Annotated in this window: 13 protein-coding genes; 6 read left to right on the forward strand and 7 right to left on the reverse strand. The window is 42.3% G+C overall.

Going from position 1 to position 23,342, the window contains the following annotated elements; all coding sequences use genetic code 11:
- Positions 1 to 56 precede the first annotated feature (56 nt).
- Together HXY43_RS04540 and HXY43_RS04545 are read right to left on the reverse strand one after the other, a co-directional pair.
- Positions 57 to 5,150 carry a hypothetical protein gene (locus tag HXY43_RS04540; protein WP_290880507.1) on the reverse strand — a complete coding sequence of 1,698 codons (5,094 nt, stop codon included), beginning with the start codon at positions 5,148 to 5,150 and terminating at the stop codon, positions 57 to 59.
- A 38-nt stretch (positions 5,151 to 5,188) separates the two neighbouring features.
- Positions 5,189 to 6,535, reverse strand: a complete 1,347-nt coding sequence (locus HXY43_RS04545; RefSeq protein ID WP_290880509.1) for an ATP-binding protein — start codon at positions 6,533 to 6,535, stop codon at positions 5,189 to 5,191.
- An 851-nt stretch (positions 6,536 to 7,386) separates the two neighbouring features.
- Here HXY43_RS04545 and HXY43_RS04550 point away from each other — a divergent pair.
- Both HXY43_RS04550 and ftsZ read left to right on the forward strand, forming a co-directional pair.
- On the forward strand, positions 7,387 to 8,232 hold the full coding sequence (locus HXY43_RS04550; protein WP_290880511.1) for an FtsQ-type POTRA domain-containing protein: 846 nt from the start codon (positions 7,387 to 7,389) through the stop codon (positions 8,230 to 8,232).
- A gap of 1,189 nt (positions 8,233 to 9,421) precedes the next feature.
- Positions 9,422 to 10,717, forward strand: a complete 1,296-nt coding sequence (gene ftsZ, locus HXY43_RS04555) for a cell division protein FtsZ (protein ID WP_290880513.1) — start codon at positions 9,422 to 9,424, stop codon at positions 10,715 to 10,717.
- Positions 10,718 to 11,381: 664 nt separating this feature from the next.
- Here ftsZ and gshB read toward each other — a convergent pair.
- The 4 genes from gshB to hflX form a co-directional block, all read right to left on the reverse strand.
- Positions 11,382 to 12,371: a glutathione synthase gene (gene gshB / locus HXY43_RS04560; RefSeq protein WP_290880516.1), complete on the reverse strand. Its 990-nt coding sequence runs from the start codon at positions 12,369 to 12,371 to the stop codon at positions 11,382 to 11,384.
- A 117-nt stretch (positions 12,372 to 12,488) separates the two neighbouring features.
- Positions 12,489 to 12,761, reverse strand: a complete 273-nt coding sequence (gene grxC / locus HXY43_RS04565; RefSeq protein WP_290880517.1) for a glutaredoxin 3 — start codon at positions 12,759 to 12,761, stop codon at positions 12,489 to 12,491.
- 1,151 nt (positions 12,762 to 13,912) lie between these two features.
- Entirely contained in the window at positions 13,913 to 14,680 is a 768-nt protein-coding gene (locus HXY43_RS04570; RefSeq protein ID WP_290880520.1) for a PEP-CTERM sorting domain-containing protein, read from the reverse strand.
- A gap of 477 nt (positions 14,681 to 15,157) precedes the next feature.
- A complete protein-coding gene (gene hflX / locus HXY43_RS04575) occupies positions 15,158 to 16,903 on the reverse strand; it encodes a GTPase HflX (protein ID WP_290880550.1) in 1,746 nt (581 codons plus the stop codon).
- Between the two features lie 298 nt (positions 16,904 to 17,201).
- On the opposite strand from hflX, the gene leuB reads away from it, so the two are divergent.
- From leuB to accD, 4 genes are all read left to right on the forward strand, one after another.
- The gene (leuB, locus tag HXY43_RS04580) at positions 17,202 to 18,287 is read left to right on the forward strand and encodes a 3-isopropylmalate dehydrogenase (RefSeq protein WP_290880522.1); all 1,086 of its coding nucleotides are present in this window, start codon (positions 17,202 to 17,204) and stop codon (positions 18,285 to 18,287) included.
- Between the two features lie 92 nt (positions 18,288 to 18,379).
- A complete protein-coding gene (locus tag HXY43_RS04585; protein WP_290880524.1) occupies positions 18,380 to 18,667 on the forward strand; it encodes a hypothetical protein in 288 nt (95 codons plus the stop codon).
- Between the two features lie 111 nt (positions 18,668 to 18,778).
- Positions 18,779 to 19,711, forward strand: coding sequence for an A24 family peptidase (locus tag HXY43_RS04590; protein WP_290880553.1), 933 nt, complete (start codon positions 18,779 to 18,781; stop codon positions 19,709 to 19,711).
- Between the two features lie 673 nt (positions 19,712 to 20,384).
- The gene (gene accD / locus HXY43_RS04595) at positions 20,385 to 21,344 is read left to right on the forward strand and encodes an acetyl-CoA carboxylase, carboxyltransferase subunit beta (protein ID WP_290880526.1); all 960 of its coding nucleotides are present in this window, start codon (positions 20,385 to 20,387) and stop codon (positions 21,342 to 21,344) included.
- A gap of 180 nt (positions 21,345 to 21,524) precedes the next feature.
- Here accD and HXY43_RS04600 read toward each other — a convergent pair whose 3' ends face one another.
- A complete protein-coding gene (locus HXY43_RS04600; protein ID WP_290880528.1) occupies positions 21,525 to 22,994 on the reverse strand; it encodes an MFS transporter in 1,470 nt (489 codons plus the stop codon).
- Positions 22,995 to 23,342 lie beyond the last annotated feature (348 nt).

Below are 23,342 nucleotides of genomic sequence, written 5' to 3' on the forward strand. Positions count from 1 at the left end.
GATTTGTTATTACATTTCCCCCTTTTTCCCTATCTCCCTCTCTGACCTTCTTAACTTTAGCGCTGGGTAGTAACACCATTACAAATGGCGCGATCGCGCTGATCAACATTGCGGTTGTACCGAAGATAGTTACTTACCCAGTTGCAACCGCGCACCAGCAAGTCATTCATGTCTAAATTCCATAAAATAATCGAGTTGTCATCACCAGCAGATGCTAATGTTTGACCATTGGGGCTAAAGCTAACACTCAATACAGGAGCGTGATGTCCATTCAGAGTTTTAATCAATTTGCCATCGCGACTCCAGAGTTTAACAGTGCTGTCCCAGCTGGCGGCGGCAAGAATTTCACCGTTGGGACTGAAAGTTACAGAGTTGACACTATCGCTGTAACCCTTTAACAAAGTTTTCAACAACGTGCCATCAGAACGCCACAGCCTGATAGTGTTGTCCCAGCTAGCGGAAGCGAGTAAATGGTCAGTGGGGCTAAAACTTACACCCAAAACCCAGCTTTCATGGGGCGAGAAAGTTTTTAACAAATTACCATTTCGTTGCCAAAGTTTCACTGTTTGGTCATCGCTAGCAGAAGCAATAACTTGCCCATCAGGACTAAAATTTACGCTATTCACCCAACCGCTATGCCCTACTAAAGTCTTCAGCAAGCGACCTTCATGGTTCCAAAGTTTTACTGTCCGATCTTTACTACCTGATGCCAGCAACTCGCCATCTGGGCTGAAACTGACACTCATGACGCTATCACTATGTCCTGGAAGGGTCTTGAGGAGATGACCGTCAAGTCCCCAAAGTTTTACGGTTTTGTCATAACTCCCCGAAGCCAGCATCTGACCGTTGGGATTAAAACTAACGCTGGGCACTTTGTCTGCATGTGCTGCCAAAGTCTTGTAAAGACGAGTTCTACCGCTACTGCCTTCTCGTTGCCAGAGTTTCACAGTATGGTCGTTACTGCCAGAGGCTAACATCTTACCATCGCGACTCCAAGCAACACTCAAAACTCGATCCTTATGGCCTTTAAGGACAGGCAATTTTGGAGCATCTAAACTCCACAGTCTCACGGTTTTGTCATAACTTGCCGATGCTAGCAGTTTGCGGTTGGGGCTGAAAGACACACTCACAACTGCGTCGCTATGGCCTTTAAAGGTTTTGAGTAAAGTACCGTTGACACTCCACAGGTGTATGGTATCGTCATCGCCTGCGGAAGCTATCTGTTGACCATTAAGACTGAAGCTCAAACTCCAAACCGTACTGGTATGCTGCTCCAAGGTTTTGTAAAGACGAAATTTATAGACATCTTTACCACTTTTACCCAGACGCCGCCAAAGTTTAACTGTTTTGTCTCGACCTCCTGTTGCTAGTATTTGACCGTCGGGACTGAAAGCTACAGCAGTTACTCCTTCTTGGTGTCCTGACAAAGTTTTGACTAATTTCCCGTCTCGTCGCCAGATTTTGACTGTTTTGTCATCACTAGCTGAGGCAATAAACTTGCCGTCAGGACTAAAGTTTACCCAGTTCACCCAACCTTGATGTCCGCGTAGTGTTTTAACTAATTTCCCGTCCCGACGCCAGAGTCTGACAGTTGCATCTTTACTACCAGTAGCCAAAAACTTCCCGTCTGGGCTAAAATCCACGCTAAAAATCCAATCAGCGTGCCCTTGGAGGGTTTTGTAAGGCTTTGAGTAAAACTTTCCTGTAATTGGATTACGATGCCAAATCTTCACTGTGTTGTCGAGACTGGCAGAAGCTAGGGTTTTGCCATCAGGGCTAAAACTCAGACCAGCGATCGCATCACTATGGGCGTTGAGGGTTTGAAATAAAGCGCCGTTGGAACGCCACAATTTCACGGTGCGATCGCGGCTACCTGATGCCAACAATTGACCATCAAAACTGAACGCTACGCCCCAAACAATATCCTTATGCCCTTCTAAACGATTAACTTCTGTGACGCCGTAAACTGCTTGTTGTAAGGCTGTCACTACCCGCATCCGAGTGTCCGATTGGACTCCTTTTGCTTGTTTAAGACTCCGCCAAGCCCGCAAGCTTTCTAACAGGGCATCAAATTCTTTATTAGAGGTAAACAAAGCTTCTGAAGCAGCAGTGATGGCGCTAATTTTTAAGTTAGTTTCGCTGCGTTCAGCCCTGAGGGTTTCGCGAACTGCTGCTCTTTTTTGTAAGTCGGCTTGCCACCATAATCCTGCTATAGTTGCCGACATCATTGCCAGTACTATACCTGCTATGCGTGCTTCTCGCAGTCTTTTTTGTAAAACTAAATTGAGTTGCTCTTTGCTGAGCCTTTGAGCTACTTCCGCTTTAGTTTTTTCAAATCGAACTTTTTCAAGTTCGGCAACTATACCATAGTTATTTTTTTGACGTATTGGTTCTACTAAATAATCGTGAACTAACTGATAGCGATCGCCAGATTCTTCACGTACTCGCAGTACTAATCCACTGCCCACCAATATATCTAAAATCATTTCCAAATTGTTGATGGGATGATGAGGTAAATTTCTCTCCCCAACTCCCCATCTCCCTATCTCCCCATCTCCCTCTTTTGCTAACGCCACTACTAAATCATCTTTCGCTTTTAGCGGTCGCGTACCTTTTTCATCAGTTAATTCAAACAGTAGTTTCCAACTTATCTGTTCGTTTTCCCGACCACAATCTTTGATAACTTCTTCTAGCCAGCGCTTGACCAGTTTTTTTGAACCGCCACAACGCTTATATTCTTCAATTGTAGTAATATTTTCTGTTTGCAGTTGGGCACAGACTATTTGTAATTCAATCGGATGTACTTCTTGACTTTCTCCTGCTAAGTCATGCACTAATTGGTTAATTAACTTATGACTTAATTCATGATGAGAACTTTGAGTCAAACTGTGAATAACACCGATTGCATCTTTTTTAGAAAATTTGCCCAAATAGTAGCGAATATCTTTGTCAAGGATATTTCTGTTAATTACACTCAAGTCATAATCAGTATCATGATTCTGATTACTTAGTCTTTCTAATTCTAATAAATAATGTAAATAATCTTCTCTTAAAGAGAGAATAATCTTTACATATGCAAGATTTAAACATTCACTAAAAAATTTGTAAAATTCTAATCTTTCTAATGGATGCTTATTAACAAAAAAGAATTCCTCAAACTGGTCTAATATTAAAATAATCGTGTAATTGCGTTCGACTAAATATTGCAAATTTTCTAATAAAATGCTAGTCGAAAAGTCTGTATTAATCGCTATTTCTGTTTGAGCGATCGCGTGATTTATACTATGCCCTAAAGTAGTCAACCAATCTGTATAAACAGACAAGACTATCGGTAAAGGATTGCGTTCTCCGATAATAGTTTGTTTCAATGCTGGTACTAATCCAGCTTTCAGAATTGAGCTTTTACCAACGCCACTAGGACCGTAAATAACTGTGAGCTTGCAGTCGGCACGAGTAATTCTTTCAATCAAACGATGAATATCTTGCTGCCTTCCAGAAGCGGCGATTTCTTGAGCAATTTCTTCAGGAAAGGCTGTATTTTTTTGCGACTGTAAAGCAGGATTAATTCTGTAGCGTTGTGGTTGCAGTTGACTTGCCCCAATAAAGGCACGAAAGCCGTACTGATGCTCGATTTGAATTTTTTCTTGCTTGAGATTAAATGCTTCTAGGTAGTCATGACGCTCAACAAAATAAAGCGATCGCAACTCATCTACTATCTCTAAATAAAGCGATGGTTCGTACTGCGGTTCACAAACAACCTTCGCCCATTCCAGATTATTGACGGCTTCTTCCGACTCACCTATATACCGTTGCGTGCGCCCTAGCAAAAGGAGATAAGAACTTTCTTGCTGTCGCGAAACTTCTGGATCTTCTTCGGCAATAGAAAGAGCAGAACTGGCTAATTCATGGGCTGCTATCCAGTTGGACTCAGAAGCAGCCACAGCAGCCAAAAAGCCGTAATCTTGGGCGACTTGTGCCTTTGTGCCATAGATGCGATGCAGTTCTAGAGACTTGAGAGCTAATTCTTTTAAGTCTTTCCAGACTTGTAAACGTTGCAGTATTTCACAAGCTGGCAAAATAAATTTAGCAACCAAATCTTTTCTTTGTGCTGCTTCCAATACTTCCAGACATTGCCTAAACCAAAAAAGCGCATCTTGCCAGTATCTTCTATTAAGAGCAGGACGTAATTCAGCCATGCGGCGATAACACAGTCCCATGTGGAAGAGTACTACAGCCTTTCTGAGGAGATGGGAGCATTGGGGAGCCAGTGCGTTGCGGGGGTACCAAGCGTTGTAGCACCTGGCGTCATTGGGCATTGGGCATTGGGCATTTTCATTGCCCTTTGCCCCTTGCCCCTTGCCCTCTTCCTGCTGCCAAAGTTTCAGACTGTGTTGAAAATGGTCTAATGCATCTTCAATTTCATCATTAGCATAGCGATCGCGTCCTAAAACAAATTCGAGACTGGCCTCTAATTCTGGTTCCAATTTGACGTTATAAAGGCGAAGCAAATCATAACGTGCTGACTCAATTTCGCGGCGTTGCTGAGATTTTGGATCTAAATCAAGGGCAGCATTGGATAAAAACTGTTCGGCACCTGCTGCTAAAACTTTGGCAAATAAAGATTCCGTTTGCTGTTTGATTAAAGCAATTAAATCTTCTTTGGCTATTTCAAATTTGATCGTGGTTGCAGCCCAGCTTTTAAAATCTGGTGCTAATTTAGAAAGCAGCGTTGCCACTTCATCTTTGAGCCACAATACCAGAGGAAAAGGAAAACTATCGGCGTAGATATCTCGTGCTTGGTTGATACCAATAAGTAAGTCTTCCAGAGCGTTAACTGTTTCCAGACCAAAAACCATTACAGCAGATGGTAAACAATCTGTGACAACGGCAGGATTATCTAGAAATAGTTCTGAGACTATCGTGGCGTGTAGAGCCTTTGCTGATGGGCAAAGAAAAATTTCTCGCAAGTATATATCCTTTGTTAAAGAGCGGAGAGTCTCTAACATTTGGTCGCATAAATGCCCATAATTGCATCGCACTAAAATCAGGGCAAATTGATTTTTAGAGAGTGCGATCGCCCGAATCAACCTTTGCAGAGAACGCTGATTTTCACTGGCACTCTGGGCTGTTATGAATTGCAACTCTGTCATATTTCCAAACAGAACCAGAAATAATTATGAATTATGAATTATGAATTATGAACTAACTTGTTTTGCTGCCAAGCAAGGATTTTTTCTGTTTCTGCCAACGCCGGACTGATGCCAAACCAACGCCCTGTGGGATCGCGGTATTCAAAGACAAACATACTGCGTAGCAATATCTGGTAATCAGACTCGCCTTTGATGCTCTGTTGGTTAACTACTTCCAATAGCAATTCCCAGACATGTTCATCAATTGCTAGTAGCAAGTCATCGCGGTAGTCTTTGATTACTGCTTCTAAACAATCCCGAGAAAAAGGCGGATCTTGCCGTTGCAGGCAACTATACAGCAGTCCCAATAAATTACGAATGTGACCGCCACTAATGCGACATAAGCGATCCAAAGTTTGTGGAGTATCGAATAACTCTGGGATCAATCCCGGTCTGATATTCCAAGAAACCTCGGGAAAAGCTCTTGCTAGAACTAGTTGACGCAACAAAGACATTCCTGGTTCGTAGTCGTTACCATCTCGTTGGCGCACAAGTACCATTGGCAACACCTTAGGAGCAATGCCACCCCCAAGGCGATTTTTGAGTGTCTCGTACTCATTAGAAAAAATTAATGCCAAGGGAATTGTGTAAACTACATGACATTTGAGTCGGCGTAATTGCTCACCTCTGTCAATAAAAAGATACTCTGGTAGCGATCGCCCAGATGCCAAGGGACGCATATCTACTCGATCCAAATTATCAACGATCGCAACCAATCCTTTATTACCACGCTGCTTTAATTGTTGAACTGCTTTGTCTAACAACTCTTCGTTGATTGCTTGCAAAATACTATTGGTACGTGGTTCCAAGTATTGTCGCAGCTGGCTCCGCAATTGAGGACTATCTTTGGTTTTGGCGCTGATTTTAGCAATACCCAAAGACAACTCTGCTTCTGCTGATAACTCTATCGGGGTTTGTAAAAAATCCCCAATTTCCCTAAATAGATTGGCAAAGTAACCTGATTTCTCTTTAATATTTATGGCTTCTAAACTAGCACTAATTTGACGAGCTATACTCAGCAAAATATCGCTGACGTCAATATCTGCCATATCCAAATCTTGGCTAGATTCAAAATAAACCACATGGAATCCTGCCTGCTCCAGTTCTGCCTTGAGGCGCTGCAATTCTGTAGACTTACCGCAGCCTATATGACCTGTAAATAGCTGGCAGGTTGGGTCATTAGGAGAAATACGGACGATGGTGCGCTGCAATTCCTCCACGATTTTGCAGCCACGCACATCAGAAAAGTCTATGTAGTATTGTCGATCCGATGCATCACCCATCACCAGCGTTTTGCTGGGGTTACAGGCTTGATAAAAGCGTTGCAAATTTAGTGCTGTTTTCATGTAGATGCAAATTTGATTTGTATGCTTATATACAAATATTCCCTACCTCTCTTTTGAGGTATGCTAAAACACTACTTAGTGCATATACTGCCGCAAGCAAATGTCCGTAGCGTAGTAAGGATATTATCATCCCCGATCGGTTAATTGTATTGTCCTTTTTACACCTGCTTCAGAGGTTTTGGCAATCTCTTGCTATAACTAAAGGCAATTATTGTAATTAAATTTTCCGGTACAACCGCAAAATAAACTAAATGCAAAAGTTTTAATTTGTGTTGTAACAGTAACAGCTACTACAGAGTAGTAATAACAGTCTATTAAGCAATTATTTCATGTAATAGTGATTATTATGACTAAATTTTGCCAACCAGCAACAGTATATATGTCTAATTTTATTTTCTGCAATAACTACATCAATGTAATACATGATACAAATTTCTATAATAGACATCACACTCCTTTTCATAGGAGTCTAAATAGTAAGCGTTTATGTAATAGAGAATTCCTTGGCAAACGCAAAATTGGAGTATAATTCAGTTCCGCTTATTCCTCAATTCTATTTTCAAAGCACTGCATATTGCGGTTAATGTGTCAATATCATGTTGTAGCCTTTTTGATGAAATGATGGCTGTCACTTCATAGCGAAAAGGCTACATTCGATTTAAAATCAACACCGCAAACTTGAATAGTAAAAAGTTACAAGCACCACAATCTTTGTTTGGCTGCTGTAAAGTGTTACTACTTCAAAAGACTTCTTAAGGATGACGTTTCTACCTCACCAGCAGCTTTGACTGAAATTAGTGAATGAGAGGAGTGCAATAACGATTTAGACTGAAAGTGTGGAAGGGGTTTGAATGGCTGGCATAGTATCAATTTCCCGCACAATTCTAGCAGGACGCCGTAATAAATTACGGAAAAAACGGCAGGTAAAATTTATTCAGGCTATTTGGCAAACCCTAGCTGTTACTGGTTTAGCAGGTGGTCTGTTGTGGATAAGCATTCAACCAATTTGGGTTCTCAAAAATTCCAAAGATGTTGTGATTTCAGGCAATCAATTACTTTCGGATAAGGAAGTTAAGTCATTGCTGGCCTTATCTTATCCTCAGTCTTTATGGCGCGTTGAACCGTCTCGTATCGCCCGTTCTTTGCAGCAACAACCTACCATTGCACAAGCTAGTGTTAGTCGTCGTTTGTTTCCTCCCGGATTATTAGTCCAAGTTCAAGAAAGAGTACCTGTAGCGATCGCTCAAACGCGCCGAGGGAAAAGAAACATTGACAACGACAACAAGACAATAAACGTAGGGCTACTAGATGCTAATGGCGTATGGATGCCTTTAGAAAAATTTACATCGCTAAATTCCAGAGTAGAGCTACCAAAGTTAAAAGTGATTGGCTCACCAGAACTATATCGTCCCTACTGGTCTCCACTCTATCAAGCCATTAGTAAAAGTCCTGTGAAAGTGATGGAAATTGATTGGCAAGACCCAACGAATTTAATTTTGAAAACAGAACTAGGCCCAGTACATCTGGGTACACCGAGTTCTCAGTTGCCCGAACATATCCAGGTACTTGCCCAAATACGCCATTTACCTTCACAACTGAATCCCAATCAAATAGAGTACATCGATCTAAGAAATCCAGAACATCCCTTAGTACAAATGAATCAAAAAAGCAGAGAAATTAATTCCAAAACCCCCTGAAAAAATATTTAGGTATTTGATGTAGAAAAAAGCTCCTAGTCAATAAAGAAGTTTTATGCTGAAAAATATATTTGTTACTTTTGGTTCTCCAGTAATCCATTCCATAAAAATCAGCGTTAACTTCTAAATTAAAATTGGGGAGTATAATTGCAAACTCCCTCTTTAGATAGTAGTTATTACCCTAACACCTAACAATGGGGTGCAATGATGCCAGACAATTTGATGAAGGCGTCCCACTTGGAAAACGCCTGTTACCTACCTAATCCTCAAGTCAACGCCAGACCCGCTAGAGTTAGGTTAGTTCTATTACCTGCTCATCCATGCAGTTATAATGTAGCATTTGATACCCTATAAATAGATTACTTTGGGAGCAACGCTGCTTTGCCCTTTTCTAATACAGGAGTTGGAGACATCTCAAGCTACTGTTTCGCTGAGTGAAGTAGTTCAAGATTTGCAAACAAAATCTAAGATGACTGTGTGCCTTTGTACCAACTTAAGTTGCTTCAAGTTTAAGGGTAGGTAAACACAAGAGAAATTTTGTGTCTTAAATTGCAATTATCTACAATGGTGAATTCTATTGAACATATGATTAGCACAGGCAAGACGCGCCGCGTCTTTACAAGTAATACAATTAGCTCAGTATTTTACGTACATAAATTATATTCTCGGGGTTGAGCGTATATTTAGAAACAATAATTTTCTCAGTAGCGGCAATTCAAAGGCAAGAATTAATTACTTTTAACAGTGATTAAGTTCTTTATGAATTTTCAATTTATACCAAGCTTAATTAGTTATTCTAGTGGGTAAAGAAAAAAAACTTCACTTACAGTTGTAAAATTAATGACCAAAGTAAATCATCAGCAGCAAAAGGAAGAGGTTATTGAGATTACCAAAGGTATACCGAGCACAATCAGCGAAAAAGCAGTGAAGATATTGAAGATATTAATGTCTAGCGGAAGTTATATAAGTCAATTTTAGATAAATAGTAGGTATACTTCTCTAGAATTAGCTGTGCAAACAGGTGCCTTGATGGCTATCCCATAGTAAATTTTCCTGCCTCCAATCCTGAAAAGGTTGGAAGTAGTGAGAACAAGAAGAACAATGCCACAGTTTATGGCAGCGTCAAACTATAGTTGACTCTTAGGTGAATAACACCTTAAAAAGTCGTTTATCTACCTTTGTGAATCCAATGACACTTGATAATAACCAAGGGCTTACCTATAGAAACTCCCAGTCTCCAGGACAATCTGCTTTTTCACTAGCTGTTAACTCCACCAACCCATTTAATAATTCAGGGCTGAGCTTCGGGCAGAACAATGACAGCAAGAAAATCGAGCGCGAAGACACCCGAATAGGCGACATTGTTCCCGGTCGAGTTGCCAACATTAAGGTGATTGGTGTGGGGGGTGGCGGCAGTAATGCTGTTAACCGCATGATTGCATCAGATGTAAGTGGGGTGGAGTTTTGGTCAATTAACACCGATGCCCAAGCCCTCACTCTAGCTGCTGCTCCCTCCCGCCTACAAATAGGGCAGAAGCTGACACGAGGGTTAGGAGCTGGTGGCAATCCTGCCATTGGTCAAAAAGCTGCTGAGGAATCACGGGACGAGATTGCTACGGCTTTAGAGGGTGCCGACTTAGTGTTTATCACTGCTGGTATGGGGGGTGGAACTGGTACGGGTGCAGCCCCGATTGTGGCGGAAGTAGCCAAAGAAATGGGCGCTCTCACTGTTGGTGTAGTTACGCGTCCATTTGTCTTTGAAGGACGCCGTCGCATCAGTCAAGCAGAGCAGGGCATCGAAGGGCTGAAAAGTAGGGTGGATACTTTGATTATTATCCCTAACAACAAGCTGCTGGAAGTGATCCCAGAGCAAACACCGATGCAAGAAGCTTTTCGCTATGCAGATGATGTGCTGCGGCAAGGGGTACAAGGCATTTCTGATATCATCACTATTCCTGGCTTGATCAACGTTGACTTTGCCGATGTGCGAGCAGTAATGGCAGATGCAGGATCGGCACTAATGGGGATCGGTATTGGTTCTGGAAAATCCAGAGCCAGAGAAGCGGCGATCGCTGCGATTTCTTCGCCTTTACTCGAATGTTCGATTGAAGGAGCTAGAGGAGTTGTCTTTAACATCACTGGTGGTAGCGATCTCACTTTGCACGAAGTGAATGCCGCAGCAGAAACAATCTATGAAGTGGTTGACCCCAACGCCAATATTATTTTTGGGGCAGTAATTGATGACAGACTCCAGGGAGAAGTGAGGCTTACTGTCATTGCTACTGGATTTACTGGTGAAATGCCAGCCGCGCAACAGCCAGGCGTCACCCAAGGCCGGGTAGTATCACCCTCACCACAAAGACGACAAATGCCCCAACCTCCTGCGGCTAATCCCCCTACACAAAATCCGGAACCTAAAGAAAAAGGACCGATCTTAGATATTCCTGATTTTCTGCGAAATCGGCGGACGCCACCACGCAATTAAGTTATTAGCTTGTGGAAAATCTCCCCTACAGGCGTTTGGTACTATCAGCTTTCTGGCTGCTCATTTCTAATTCCATTGTTTCACTGGGGTTTGGGGTAAGCAATTCAGTTGCCATCCCCGATATAGCCAGTTATTAATAAAACTCGTCCACGCAACCTACAAATCAAATGAATTAGGACAAATTCTGCTCGTTCGGATATCCACCAACGTGTTTGGTACAAAAAACAGAGGCAGTTTTTCGCTGTCGATTTCTTTGTCCTAGTGTCTGTTTCTGCCTGTAGTAATATGGACAATTGTTTCGCCTTTGTAGTCTTTCAGTACATAGTCATTATTCCAACTGACCAAGCTGAATTACATCATCTATTAGTGCTTTAGCTTCCAATTTGTCTGCAATTACGTAGATTTGCTAAGTGCCGGAAATTATACGGGCGTAGCCTAAATCTCTAAATACTGCTGTCACTATTGAGTGAAGCTAATATCAAGACAATACAAGTGAATTTTGGATTTAAAGTCATGAGTTGTCTAAAACTTGAATGCAGTAACAATTAGATCTACGGTTGTCCGGTAGCTGGTGGTTATGACGGTGGGTCTTGTTGTGGCAAGCTGTAAACAAGCAAGGCTGAGGTTAAAAAACTAGGGATCAAATTATGAATGCTAGGAAATTTCATAAGTTTATAGTCGATAATTTATAATTTTTTGCCTGCTCGACCCATTGAATCACTTGATGACCAAGGCGAGTACCGTCAAGCCGATCTATTTCACGTATTCCAGTGGGGCTAGTGACATTAACCTCGGTCAAATAGCCCCCGATAACGTCGATACCAACAAAAATTAAGCCATCTATACGTAGCGTTGCAGCTATTTGAGAGCATATTTCATGCTCTTTAGGGGTTATCTCGGTTTTAGCAACTGTACCGCCCGCTGCCATATTATTGCGAAATTCGCCCTTTGCAGACAGGCGATTAACAGCTCCTATTGGTTCGCCATTAAGTAGAATAATCCGTTTGTCTCCCTCTTTAGCATCTGGTATAAAACTTTGTACCATAACAGGTACCCGACCTTGGAGGGTACTGAGTTCGATCATAGAGTTAAGGTTGCGATCGCTCGGTTGTAAAATTAAAATCCCTTCGCCAGCTTTATTACCCAGTGGTTTGAGAACTGCTGTCTCTTTTGTTTCTACAAACTGTTTGATCACCTGTTTGTCAGCGGAGACAATAGTTTCTGGAATTACCTTGGTAAACTGAAGCGCATACATTTTTTCGTTTGCCGCTCGAATACCACTAGGGCTGTTAATCACCAGGGTTTTGTTTTGGTCAATGTAGTCGAGAATGTACGTGGCATAGAGGTAGGAAACTGTCACTGGTGGATCTGTCCGCATAAATACGGCGTCCATTGTTTCCAAACACATGAAATTGCATTCACTCGACTTGTACCAAGGATTTGCCGCTACCCAGCGTCCATCCACCAGTTCTATCGGTACAAGTTGCACCCGTTCTAAGATTGCCCAAGCTTTGCCTTCTACTACACTTAACAAACTTGCTTGAGTCACCCAAACTTCATGTCCCATGATGTGCGCTGCTTCCATCAGAGCAACGCTAGTATCATGACATGGGTCGAGGGTTTGGATGGGATCGATAATAAAAGCCAGTTTCACGCTTTCTGCCTCAATTGCCAGCAAATTTCAAGGTCATTTAATTTAGATTATCCCCTGATGATTTGGCTTATTTGCGATCGCCTCCGAACAAAAAGCGCCATCGCAACCCTTTTGGATCTACACGCTATTACTAGAAGCTAGTAAATTATCCAGCTTGCCTTGGGCCTCTAAAGCGTGTACATCATCACAACCACCAACATGAACATCGTTGATGAAAATTTGCGGTAAAGAGCGCCGTCCATTTGCTCTTTGAGACATTTTATCCCGTGCTGCTTCATCTCCATCGATACTGTATTCAACGAATTCAACCCCCTTTTTCTTCAATAAGTTTTTGGCACGGATGCAAAAAGGGCAAGTCATCCAAGTGTAAATTTCTACTTTCGCAGTCATAACGTCCTCTACTTGATGTAATAATTCTTAATTTTAGAATGTTGTTGTTGGCTGTGGGTACTTCATCCCATCTTTGCTAGTTCCAAGTAGGCGCTAAGTAGACTAATACAAGCAAAGTATCTATTCTGATATCTAGCTTGAAAATAGTGATTGGGGATCGAGGATTGGGGATTGGGTAAGAGATTTTCATTCCCCCGTTGTGGGTTATTGCCCGTGGGGGTCTAGCTTGAAAATAGCGAACGCTTAACAGGGGAGAGAGATTTTCATCCTTTGCTGTGCGCCCCGATGTATGGGAGTCTTGCACCATACCTGCGGGAAGGGCTTTGCCCTACGATTGCGAGAGCCTCCGGCTCTGCCTCCAGAGAGTTGCAAATGGTACAAGATGTGAATAAAACTGAAAATCTTGATTTTAGTAAAAAAATATACTCTTAAATAAGATTATATAAGGGCATTTGCTGGTGAGCGTGCCATTAAAATTTAATAGCTGACTCAACCAAACGCTTAGCCCATAATAGTTATATAGAATTGCATCCAGTTGCGTAACAAACCGATAATATGCGATTTTAAATACTAATAACCTCAGAAATGATACTGATAAAACTTAAAATCAAAACAAAAGTTTTTCAGTATTTACCGAGTCATATTAGTGTTAAGTTTGCTTTGGTAAGCTAAAGTACATTTAATTTGCATATTTAAATTTTTTCAAATTCTTGTGGGGTGGGCATCTTGCCCGCCAAGATAATGCAAGTTAAATGTCGAACAGCTTATGGTCTTTTTCGGTTCAGGTTTAGAGGAAAAATCATAGTGATGCGTAGTGAACTATCGTGCAGCAATACTTTTCATCTCAAACTTTATTCCCCTGTGGTTTGGAGATTTATGAAAAGTCTAGCGTTAAAAAACTAGCTTAGAAGTGCTAAGTACTGCTTTGCGTAAAATCGTAGCTTTTTTAAACGCAGAGGGACGCAGAGTAACCGCAGAGGGGCGCAGAGTCTTTCCACATTTAATTCGTTACGAATTTGTGCAATGTTGTACTAAGTGCTTCTAAGCCAATACGGTTCAGTTAGTAGAATTCAATATGTGTGAGACAAGGGAGAAATTCTTCCTTGTCCTCCTTGTCCTTCTCTTCATTTGAAGATTACTGAATCGGTGTTCTAGTTAGACTTGCGACGACGGGCAATGACCATCCCACCTACAACTAGACCAAGACCTATGGAAGCACTCGGTTCTGGGACTCTAGCTTTTTGGATAGTGCTGGGCTTTGCGTAAGTGGCTACGAATAATGAGGCGTGAGATAACGCTTTACCTTGTGTACCACTTCCATTTAAAGCAACACCGATGGTATTGAAAATTCCTTGTAAACTTGTTTGAGAAAAATCAATGTCTTTGAAGAGGTAGGCACTATATTTGGTACTAGTCTTGAGGCTAACCACAAAGGTACTAAGACCATTACTAGTATTACTGCTCAGCGCCTTATCTAAACTCCATGTACCAGTGCTTAAGTCGTTTTGTGCTTCAAAACCAAAAATATTGTTCTCGTCCGAGTCCGATTTTCCAGCTAATGACCAAGTAACGTTAGAACCAATATCAAACAGACCTTTATTCAACTCAGTAAGTAAAGGATTTCCTGCTCCTGTGTCATTACCATCAAAGGGGCCCTTACAAGCTGTAGCAGTAGTATTTCCAATTAAGACATCAGTAAGATTACAGCTTAACTGCGTTGAACCGCCAGTGTAACTGCTGCTGCTAGAAGTAGTGCTGCCGGTATTGCTAGTTGTTTGAGTGGTGTCAGGTTGCTTGGTATCAGGTTTGCCACTACCTGGGGCTTTTGCTAAAGCTGCGGGAGCAAAACTAGTAACACAGAGTCCCACTAAAGATGCGGTGGATACTCCAAAAGCTAATTTTGAAAAACGCTTAGACATCTTATTACTTTTCCTTTCTATCTTATTCACCAAATCTTCCACAGGTATATTTGCACCCTGTTGTTTTATAGTGCTTACTATTATCTTTATTACTTTGATATTTGGCTTCAGTTGTTACCGTTTTTTCTTGATATCTTTATATTTGTTCTGGCTTTGACTTGAATTTTAAAAATTAGTGTTTTCACAGAAAAGATAATATTAAAGTTAAATTTTTATATCTAAATTAATGCTTGTAATTCCATATTTACACGATATTTATGACCTAATAAACAACGTAAATTTTATATTTATCAGTAATAAATATAAATTTCATTTAAATAAGCCGTATTTATACTGAAAAATATAAGTAAGGACAAAACAAAAAAGTCCGCTACAGCGGACTTTAAAGAAGGAGGCTATTTAAACTGGATTTAATATTGATCCTGAATTTTGATTCTCAGAGAGTTTGAATTTTTATTTGTGTGGAAACCTAAATTTTTACTGAGAAGAATTGACGTAATGAACCAACTGACCAAGACGCTGGCGTAGAGTTTCTAATCCCAAGCGCTTGCTTGCAGAAATAAACACCGCTAGGGGAAACTCCTCCTGCGCTTGAGTCAAAGTTTCACTATCCACTTGGTCAATTTTGTTAAAAGCAACCAGCGCCGGGCCGGGAGTCACTGGCATTTGTGCCAAAATTTCTCTCACTGAACGAATGTGACTTAACCAAGCTGGGTGAGACAAATCAACTAAATGCAGTAAAGCATCGGCTTCTGTGACTTCTTCTAAAGTGGCGCGGAAGGCGTCCATTAAAGATGCTGGTAGTTCGTGGATAAACCCTACTGTATCTGTAAGTAGAATCTCTTGAGATTCACCAGTTATAGCATGGGGAACAACCAAGCGTCGCGTAGTGGGGTCGAGGGTAGCAAATAGTTGGTCGGCTGTGTAAACCTCGGCATTAGTTAGGGCATTTAATAAGGTAGACTTGCCTGCATTGGTATAACCAACTAAAGCTATGGAGGGGATTTCCCGATGTTGTCGCCGCTGTCGCAAGCGTTCTCGATGCGCCTGTAGCTGATTTACTTCTTGTTGCAATCTAGCAATACGGCGCTGAATGGCACGTCGTTCCGTTTCCAATTTGGTTTCACCAGGACCACGAGTACCGATACCGCCACCAAGTCGAGACATTGCTTGTCCTCTACCAGTTAGTCGCGGCAGCATATACTCTAACTGTGCCAGTTCTACTTGTAACTTACCAGCACGAGACTGAGCGCGTTGAGCAAAGATATCCAAAATTACTTCGGTGCGATCGACAACCCGGATACCAATTTGAGTCTCTAAGTTGCGGACTTGAGATGGTGAAAGGTCACGGTCAAAGACGATGAGATTTGCTCCTAGGGTTTGGGCTGTGAGAGCGATTTCTTGCACCTTACCTTCCCCAACTACCGTTTGGGGATGAATGCGCGATCGCTTTTGCCAAAGTGTCTGCAATACCTCGCCGCCAGCTGTATCTACTAACCGTGCCAATTCTGCTACAGTGTCTTGGAATTGTTGAGATGACAGATCGTCGGTCATTATCCCAACAATTACCACGCGATCGTGGTCAGTATCTACTTCTTGGGCGACAAATTCCCGCCGGAACTCCTCTTCCAGTCCTTCGACCAGTTCAATCAAGTCTTGCTTTGTCAACACATCCAAGCTTATGGGTGGTGATACACTCCAACTTGGAGATTGGAAATTACTTCCCTGTGCTTTGAACGAAGAAGGACTAGTAATTAGGGCGCGGGACTCTTGCGATGTGAGGTGCGCCAAATAAGCTTCTTTGACGTACCCTGTAGCTCCACCACCCCGCTTTTGAAAGCCTGACCCAGTAATATTAAGCACCACTAGAGCATCAAGACGTTGTAGTGCCATAGCCGTCAAAGCCCCTTCATTGGGGGGTTCTGGCTTCAAGCTGGTGGCAAGACAACGGATACCGCTAAGTCGTTCTGCACCGTAACGGGGTAATTCCAACGGTGGAATTTGCGTTTGACGCGGAGTGCCTACGCCTACGCGGATTACTTGTCCGCGACGGTTGAGGTAGGCACATACAGGCTGATTGATTTCAGTGCTAATAGCTGCCAAACGCTGGGCAAACTCGGGCGTAGTGATGCGATCGCCCGGAATGCGCTGGTGATACAGCCGCTGTAGTTGCTTTAGCTGGCTGGACTTTAAACCCTGAAGATTACCGAAAATAGTCTCGATAAGCACTTTTGACCAGTGAACTGGTCCCTCGAATCCTACTTTTTCTATTTTACAATACTGTTTTTATGTCAAAAGTCTTACTGATGGAGGGTGCGTTATAATTTCTGACCTACTCATAAGTCGACGTTCTCTTGACTCTTGACGGTTTGGGTTTGCAAATACTCTGGGCGCTTCTACTATATATCTCTTAACAAAGGTGAATAAATAAATTAAAAACTCCATAGGTACACTTGCTCGGTATTATATTGAAGCTGAAAATTTTCTGCACGGTTAAACACTCACCCAGTCAAAACGAACTATGGCACAGCAATACCGCATTACCCTACTTCCTGGCGATGGCATTGGACCCGAAATTATGGCTGTGGCGGTAGATGTGCTGAAGGTCGTAGGGAAAAAATTTGATATTCAGTTTGAATTCCAAGAAGTGCTGGTAGGAGGTGCGGCAATTGACGCAACTGGCGAACCTCTACCAGCAGCAACTTTAGATATATGTCGCAACAGCGATGCTGTATTATTAGCAGCGATTGGCGGTTACAAATGGGATTCCCTACCATCACATTTACGTCCAGAAGCTGGTTTACTCAGACTGCGTGCGGGTTTGGAATTATTTGCCAATTTGCGTCCGGCAAAAATATTGCCTCAATTAATAGACGCTTCTACTTTGAAACGAGAGGTTGTAGAAGGCGTTGATATTATGGTGGTGCGCGAACTCACCGGTGGAATTTACTTTGGCAAACCCAAGGGAATTTTTGAAACGGAAACTGGGGAAAAGCGCGGTGTGAATACAATGGCGTACACCGAATCGGAAATTGAGCGCATTGGTAGGGTAGCGTTTGAAACAGCACGGAAACGTCAAGGCAAGCTGTGTTCGATCGATAAAGCCAATGTTTTGGAAGTATCGCAGTTGTGGCGCGATCGCATGACGAAATTGGCAGCAGAATATCCGGATGTCGAACTAACTCATATGTATGTGGATAATGCTGCCATGCAGCTGTTACGCGCTCCCAAACAGTTCGATACGATTGTCACGGGTAATTTGTTTGGTGATATTCTTTCTGATGCTGCTGCTATGCTCACTGGCAGTATAGGAATGTTGCCTTCTGCCAGTTTGGGTGCTTCCCGTCCAGGAGTGTTTGAACCCGTCCACGGTTCCGCCCCTGATATTGCAGGACTTGATAAAGCCAATCCCCTCGCCCAAGTTTTAAGTGCGGCAATGATGCTCCGTTACGGTTTAAACCAAGGCGCAGCAGCGGATTTTATTGAAAAAGGAGTATTGCAAGTTCTACAAAGCGGCGCTCGGACTGGAGATATAATGTCTCCGGGTATGCAACTTCTAGGTTGCCGCGCTATGGGTGAGACTCTGATTAAAATGCTTGAAGAATAATCTTCAACAGTAGCAACCGAAATTTTGGCAACCATTGCTGAAACTTTCGTATAAACTATTAAGACAAACCTAGCAACCAAACTCAGTCAGTAGTGTACGCTTTACGACAAGAACAAGCAAACTTTACCAGCCATACTAGCCCTACCAGCCCTACCAACCCTAAAAACCAGCCGCCTTTGATCGATCCTGCCGTCGTCAGAGCCGCTGGGCAAATTTACTATACGTACTGTGAGGTACATCCCGAAATGGCTGGTCAACCATCTGGTGTGGCAATTAACCGCGTTAATCACCGGGGTAAGGTAATTTTTACTAATCAACCAGTCCTTTTACCCCAAGAATGTTTTGTGCCTTTAAATCAAATTGAATCGTACATGTATTAGTCATTAGTCATTGGTCATTAGTCATTAGCTTTTGACAAAGGACAAATGACAAAAGACATAGACGCCCTCCGGGCGGCTGACCGTAGGGTAGGACACAGGACAAATGACAATATGGATATGTTGATTGTCATTCTGGCGAATTTAATCATATTCGCTTTGGGTGCATCTGTTGGTAGTTTTATTAATGTTGTGGTTTATCGGCTACCGGCTGGGTTGTCGATTATTTTTCCCCCTTCTCACTGTCCTCACTGCTCAAATCAACTCAAACCCTACGATAATGTCCCTGTCTTTGGCTGGCTGTGGCTAAGAGGTCGTTGTCGTTATTGCCAAGGCAAAATTTCTCTGCGTTACCCAATGGTGGAAGTGGTAACGGGAGTGTTGTTTTTATTTGTTTTTTGGGTATTTGATGTATCAATTTTGACGGTAGGATATTGGGTATTTTGTAGTTGGTTACTAGCGCTGTCACTCATTGATTTAGATACGATGACTTTACCTAACCCACTGACTCAGTCAGGGTTGGTATTGGGCATAGCATTTCAAGTTATGGTTGGTTTTTTGCCAGAGGGTAGTAGCTGGTCAACATTAGCAAATCACTTGATGATGGCGATAGTAGGAGCAGTGTTGGGTTTGTGGCTGTTTGATGCGATCGCTACAGTTGGTTCAATAGTATTTGGTAAAACAGCAATGGGTGGAGGTGACGCCAAGTTAGCAGCCATGATGGGAGCATGGCTGGGTTGGAAGTATTTGCTTTTAGCTGCTTTTGTTGCTTGCTTGGTGGGAGCTTTAGTAGGTGGCGTTACAATTTGGCGATCGCAGTACGGCAGTCACCATCTTGGGGGAAGCCGTCGGATAGACGCGACGCGTAGCACGGCTTCTCTGAGAGTGGATGTCTACAACGAAGGAAATCTTCCTACGGTACTGCCTCAAAAATGGGGTCAAAAGATGCCTTTTGGGCCTTTTCTTGCCCTTGGATCGATAATCACCTTGTTTAGTGGCGAGATCATCTTGTCTAGCTATCTGCGATTATTTCTTAATGCGACTTAAGGAATTTATTATGGGTTGTTGGTTGTTGGTTGTTGTTTGTTGTTTGTTGGTTGTTGGAGAACCACTAACTACTAACTACTAACCACTAACCACTAACTACCAACCACCAACGATTACCTCGCAACCGTAAACTTCATTACCCCTTGTGCGACTTAACTTCTGTTAATATTATCCTGTGACCTGAATTACTCTCTTCACGACTAGTACCCGTTGGCAAGCAGAACTAATGCAGCAGTTACTAGCTGTTCATAAGATACAAAAAAGAATTATTGAGTTGGGGGCGAAGTCCTATTCTATTTTGGGGCTGGCACCCCTGTTAATTCTTTGTAATCTCCGTTCGGGATTAACACAAAGCTACAATACCCTCAATTGTTAAAACTTTAACAGGTTTTAGGTCATACCCAATCGTGTCAGATAACCAATTGTATTTTATTTATAAGTTTCCCACAAGAAGAACAAGAGGCTTGAATTGGTTTACTTATTTTCGATAAGCTGGCAACCAAAGATGCATGCAAAAGGTCTGAATTGTTTAAAAGACTAAATTTGGCAATTGAGTCAAAAGTCAAGAGTCCAGAGTCCAAACTCATTACTTTTGACTCTTGACTTTGGACTATTGACTTCGCGAAGCGGATTAACCTGCTTTTGACATACTACCCACTGGCATAAGAAACAAATGGCGAACAACGAAGAATCACGTGGTTTAAAATCTTTATTTGACTGGTTTGCAAATCGACGAAAATCTGGATCTATTAGCCTTGAACGTCAAGAACGCGAAATAGCAGATGGGCTGTGGAATAAGTGTCCTAAATGTGGAGTCTTAACTTATACTAAAGACCTTAGGGCTAATCAGATGGTATGCACTGAATGCGGACATCATAATCGGGTAGATAGTGATGAGCGCATTCGCCAACTGATAGATCCCGGTACCTGGAGACCAATAGATGAGCATTTGCGTCCCAGCGATCCCTTAGGATTTCGCGATCGCAAAGCCTATAGCGATCGCCTGCGAGAAACCCAAGAAAAACTTGGCTTGGTAGATGCTGTCAAAACAGGTTTAGGTGAAATCAACGGCTTGCCAGTTGCCCTTGGTGTGATGGACTTTCGGTTTATGGGTGGTAGTATGGGTTCCGTCGTTGGCGAAAAACTGACCCGCTTGATAGAACAAGCCACTCAGCGACGGTATGCTGTAGTTATCGTCTGTACCTCGGGTGGAGCTAGGATGCAAGAAGGAATGCTCTCACTGATGCAGATGGCCAAAATCTCGGCAGCCTTGGAACTTCACCGAGAAGCACGACTATTATATGTTCCTATTCTCACTAATCCCACCACAGGCGGTGTTACTGCTAGTTTTGCGATGTTGGGTGATATCATCTTGGCAGAACCAAAGGCAACCATTGGTTTTGCAGGTCGGCGAGTGATTGAGCAAACTTTACGGGAAAAACTGCCGGATGATTTCCAAACTGCTGAAGATTTACTGAAGCATGGGTTTGTCGATGAAATTGTACCTCGTACCCAGCTAAAGAAAACTTTAGCGCAATTGATTGCCTTACACCAGCCTCCCACAGCAACAACAACTCATAGTATGGTGTTGTGGGAGAAGACAATGACTTTAAGTTCTAGCGTCGCTGAATAAAAAGTGGTTAGTGGTTAGTGGTTAGTGGTTAGTGGTTAGTAGGGGCGGGTAAGGATCACAAATTTATAGGCTTCAATCACAAAAGATCTATCAAAACCCGCCCGTACAGTGGTTGTTTAGAATAACCAACCAACAACCAACAACCACCAACCAACAACTAATAACCCCTATTCCCTAACTTTAAGCTAGCTTTTTACTAAATAATCGCAGTCCTTGGAATGTTTGTATAAAAGATTCTCCTCGTCTCTCTTGTACGAAGGTGAGTGGCAAAAGCGCTACCAGTCGAAACATACTTGAGATAACAAACAATCCTGGTAAGCCTCCATAGAAACTATTCTGTACTAGAAAACCACCTAGGATTGTACCTAAAGCGCCACTCACCCCAGAAAATGCAGCTATCATCCCAAAATATATGGATTGATTTTTTGTGGGTGCAACTTCCAACTGCATATTGTTGCCACACAAATCAATTGCTGCACAAGTTCCTCCCAGAAAAATATGTAACATAGGCAACCATACCCATACATCTAGAGAAGTATGACCAATGCCTAACCAAAACAAAGGGGCGATCGCAACTAAAATCCCAATCAAAAATAGGATAAAACGATTACCAATTTTATCTGCCAATCTGCCCCAGAGAATCAACATTAACATATTTGCCCCTGCTTGGAGGCTGCTGTAGAGCGTCACCCAACTGACATCTAAGTCAAGATTATCCAACATATAAAGGTTAAAAAAAGGGGCGCTGAGGTTAACAGCAAACATCCATAAGCTGAAGTAAAGCAGGAATACTAAAAAATTAGTGTCCTTGAGAATATTCTCCCAAGCATTAGCTTTAGGTGTGGGCTTAATAGTATTATTTGTTTCTAAAGACACTGCTTTTTTAGAACCAATCCTGATGGCAGTAGCATTTTCCTCTTGCGGGTTCACATCTACTTTGAAGTACTGACATATCAAACTCATCAGTCCAAATAGCATGCCCACAAACAGAACTATTCCATAACCTTGGAGAGTACCACCGTGCCAAGTAGATACAGCTAGCCCTGCCAAAGGTACGCAAATCAAATTGGTTAAGCTAGCGGCACTACTGCGTATTCCAAAATACCGCCCTCGCAAACGCCGATGGACTAATGTCGCCATCCAACTCAGCCATGATGCACTCCCCAATCCGCCAAATAGATGGCTCAATAGCACAATCAAGAGCGTCAATAATACTAACTGCTGGGAATTAATCAGTCCCCAACTGAAGGCTGCAATACCAATTACCTGAATCAGCCAAACTAATCGAGAAGGCCCGTAAACCAAAAGAGAATAGTTGCAGCGACTGGTTGAGCGTTCCGATAGGTAAGCGCCCAAAGGCTGAATAAAATTTACCAACATCGGAATAGAGGAGAGTACCCCAAAAGCTATCGGACTGGCATCTAATTCGACTAGGAAATTACTGAGTAAAATACCACCAGTGGTGATGCTAAAAACCCCTGCAAACACACCATCTAAAGTTGAGGCTCGTAGACTATTGCGAATAGCATCCTTTGAAACTGTAGGGCTGGGTTTTGGGGTAGAAGCAGGAGATAATGTTGTTTGTGCAACTGCTATCTCAGAAATTTCGGGAACCAGAGGCAAAGTAGATTCAACCTGAATTGAGTTCATGAACTAAGCAGGTGGGCGTAAATTAAAAATCAGTTGTAAAATTACTTGTGGAGCCTGGCATATAGGCAATTGGTAACTAGGTTTTTTGGTTATTGAGCGCTAACCAATAACTATTAACCCTTACCCTTGACCAGCCTGAAACAGTTACGTTTTCTATATAGTTTTGGAATGTGTTTGGGTGTATAAAGTAACATTAATCAAGTTGCTTTTAAACACATATTGCCATTAGTAGTGTTTGTAATTCTTTGTTATTCTACCTTGCATTTCTAAATAAAAATTTAATTTTTGCAAAATAAATCTGGAGCTAGAGAAGTTATAAGTTGGGTGAAAGAGTCTTCATCCTGCGGT

It is taken from the genome of Fischerella sp. (assembly GCF_013388695.1).
Taxonomy (GTDB): Bacteria; Cyanobacteriota; Cyanobacteriia; order Cyanobacteriales; family Nostocaceae; genus PCC9605.